We start from the raw sequence: 3,196 nt of genomic DNA, 5'->3' as shown, positions 1-3,196 counted from the left end.
CGATGAAGTGATCGACGCTCTTCTCGTCCGTTCGTGGAGAGGAGAGTGTTGTGGTCAAGGTATTGCGGTCGTTGTTTCGCGGGCCGCTGGAGCCGCATATCGCCGGGTTCGCCGAGGAGTTGGTGCGGCGGGGCTATACGCAAAGCTCGGCAGGGCAGCATGTGTGTTTTCTTGCGCATCTGGATCGCTGGATGAGCGCCGAGGGCATCGGGCTGGGTCAACTGAGCGCGTCGGTGATCGACCAGTATCTGGCGCAGCGGCGAGCAGCTGGTTATGTCGAGTATCGCTCGCTGATAGCGCTGCGGCCGCTGCTGGACTTCCTCGCGCCGCTGGGTGTGCTCCCGGTTGAAGAGCCCGATCCGCCAGAACCGGTAGAGGAGCTGCTCGGCCGCTACCACGACTACTTGGTCGGCGAGCGAGGGCTGACCGCGCGCACCGCGCGCGGCTATGTGGATTTCGTTCGCCCGTTCGTGGCCACCCGCGCGCACGGCGACGTGCTCGACCTTGCCGGGATCACGGCGGCCGAGGTCACCGGGTTTGTTCTGTCTGCCTGCCCGGGCCGTTCGGTCGGGTCGGCGAAGCTGGTCGTCTGCGCGCTGCGGTCGCTGCTGCGTTGGCTGCACCTGAGCGGGCAGGTGCCGATGTCATTGGCGAGTGCGGTGCCGTCAGTGGCGGGCTGGCGACTGTCGAGTCTGCCCAAGGGCCTCGAACCCGGGCAGCTGCGCCGGCTGCTCGCCGGTTGTGATCGGCGCACCGGCACAGGCCGTCGCGACTATGCGATCTTGCTGCTGCTGTCCCGACTGGGCCTGCGGGCTGGTGAGGTCGCCAGGCTCGGGTTGGACGACATCGACTGGCGTCACGGCGAACTCGTGGTGTGTGGCAAGGCAGCTCGTATCGAACGGTTGCCGCTGCCGGCCGACGTGGGCGCGGCGATCGCCGGGTATTTGCGCCATGGACGGCCGGCCACCGCCGCCGGGCGCAACGTGTTCGTGCGGGTGCACGCCCCGCACCGGGCGTTGACCACCGGCGGGGTATCCAATGTGGTCTGCGACGCCGCGCAGCGCGCCCGGTTGCCCAAGATGCATGCGCACCGGCTGCGGCACACCGCTGCCACCGCGATGCTGCGCGCCGGCAGCACACTGCCCGAGGTTGGGCAGGTGCTGCGGCACCGCTCGCCGTTGACTACGGCGATCTACGCCAAGGTCGACCACAAAGCGCTGGCCGTGCTGGCCCGGCCCTGGCCGGTCGAGTCCGGTGGGGGTGTGTCGTGACCGGCAGGCCGCTGCAGCAGGAGCTAACCGACTACCTGGTGTTGCGCCGCGCTCTCGGGTATCGGATGGCCCGGCCGGAGAAGCTGCTGGGCCAGTTCCTCGACTACCTCGCACACCACGGCGCATCGAGGATCACCGTCGCGGCGGCGCTGGACTGGGCGCGGCTGCCCGCCAATGGCACCTCGAACTGGTGGGCTTATCGGCTGGCGGCGGTGCGCGGGTTCGCCACCTACCTGCACGCGCTGGATCCCGTCCACGAGGTGCCTGCCCCAGAACTGCTGCCGCAGCGGACGCGTCGGGCAAGCCCGTACTTGTATTCCGATACCGACGTGGCCGCGCTGATCGCGGCCACCAACACGCTACGCGGCCGGTTGCGGCAAGCCACCTTCGCTACCTTGATCGGGCTGCTCGCGGTCACCGGCATCCGGGTAGGGGAAGCGATAGCGCTGGATCGCGGCGACGCCGACCTGACTGCGGGGCGACTCACGGTGCGGTTCGGGAAGTTCGGCAAGACCCGAGAGCTGGCGCTGCATCGCAGCACCATCGATGCGCTGCGCCGCTACCAGCGGCTGCGCAACCAGTTGGCCCCGACCACCGGGACATCGGCGTTCTTTGTCTCGCTGGCCGGAAACAGGTTGCTTTACTGCAATGTTCATCACGCCTACCACCGGCTGGTGGGGCTAGCCGGGCTCACGGCGCGCTCGTCGTCGTGTCGGCCGCGGATTCACGATCTAAGGCACTCCTTTGCCGTGCGGTCCATGCTGGATGCTTACGCCGCCGGGGAAGACGGACAAACCCGGCTCACACTGCTGTGCACCTGGCTCGGGCATGTCCACCCGGCGAGCACCTACTGGTATTTGTCCGCTTCGCCTGAGTTGATGGCGGTTGTCGGGACGCGGCTCGAGCAGTACCTGGCCGACCGATCGGGGGTGCGGCGATGAGCGCGCTCGCCCCGACGCTGCAAGCCTTCTTCACCGACCGGCTCATCCGGCAACGGCATGCCAGCGGGCACACCATCGCTGCCTACCGCGACACCTGGCGGCTCCTGCTCGCCTATGCAAGCGAGCGCATCGGCGTTGCACCGGCGCGGCTAGACCTGGCCGACCTCGACGCGCCGCTCATTGCGGCCTTCCTCGAGTACCTCGAACATCAACGTGGCAACAGCGTGCGCACCCGCAACGCGCGGCTGGCCGCCATCCACTCCCTGTTCCGGTTCGCCGCCCTGGCCCACCCCGAGCACGCCGCCACCATCGCCCGGGTGCTGGCGATCCCACCCAAACGCTTCGATCGGGCGGTGATCAGCTACCTCACCGAACCGGAGGTCGACGCGCTGCTGGGCGTCTGCGACCCAACGACCTGGACCGGGCGCCGCGACCATGCCCTGCTGCTGCTCGCGGTGCAGACCGGGTTACGGGTCTCTGAGCTCACCGCGCTCACCCGCGGCGACATCCACCTCGGGGTCGGCGCCCACGTCGCCTGCCACGGCAAAGGACGCAAGGACCGGATCACCCCGCTCACTGCCGGGACCATCACCGTGCTGCGCGGCTGGCTCGATAACCAACCCGGTGATCCCACCGATCCCTTGTTTCCGATCCGGCGCGGCACCTCGCTCAGCCGCGACGCGATCGAACACCGCCTCGCCCACTACGCCGCCACAGCGGCCGCCAAATGCCCGTCGCTGCAAGGCAAGACCGTCACCGCCCACGTGCTGCGACACACCACCGCTATGCGGCTCCTGCACGCCGGTGTCGACACCAGCGTTATCGCGCTCTGGCTCGGACACGTCAGCGTCGACACCACCCAGATCTACCTGCACGCCGACCTGCACCTGAAGGAGAAAGCACTGGCCCGAACCCAACCGCCCAACACACGCGTCGACCGCTACCAGCCGCGCGACAGCCTGCTCGCCTGGCTTGAAGCACTCT

The 3,196-nt window shown here is 68.5% G+C and carries 3 protein-coding genes; all 3 read left to right on the top strand.

Translation table 11 applies throughout. The features are described from left to right. The first annotated feature begins 50 nt into the window (after window positions 1–50). Complete coding sequence (locus AWC17_RS05960) at window positions 51–1,271, top strand: tyrosine-type recombinase/integrase (RefSeq protein ID WP_046186930.1); 1,221 nt, start codon at window positions 51–53, stop codon at window positions 1,269–1,271. Next, a complete protein-coding gene (locus AWC17_RS05955) occupies window positions 1,268–2,212 on the top strand; it encodes a tyrosine-type recombinase/integrase (protein ID WP_197083516.1) in 945 nt (314 codons plus the stop codon). The genes AWC17_RS05960 and AWC17_RS05955 overlap by 4 nt, the downstream gene beginning before the upstream one ends. Further along, a partial coding sequence (locus AWC17_RS05950) for a tyrosine-type recombinase/integrase (RefSeq protein WP_046186929.1) occupies window positions 2,209–3,196 on the top strand: 988 nt, incomplete at its 3' end. The genes AWC17_RS05955 and AWC17_RS05950, both read left to right, overlap by 4 nt.

The organism is Mycobacterium nebraskense, from assembly GCF_002102255.1.
Taxonomy (GTDB): Bacteria; Actinomycetota; Actinomycetes; order Mycobacteriales; family Mycobacteriaceae; genus Mycobacterium; species Mycobacterium nebraskense.
The sequence above is the reverse complement of the archived record's forward strand: the minus strand, read 5'-3'. Positions and strand labels throughout refer to the sequence as shown.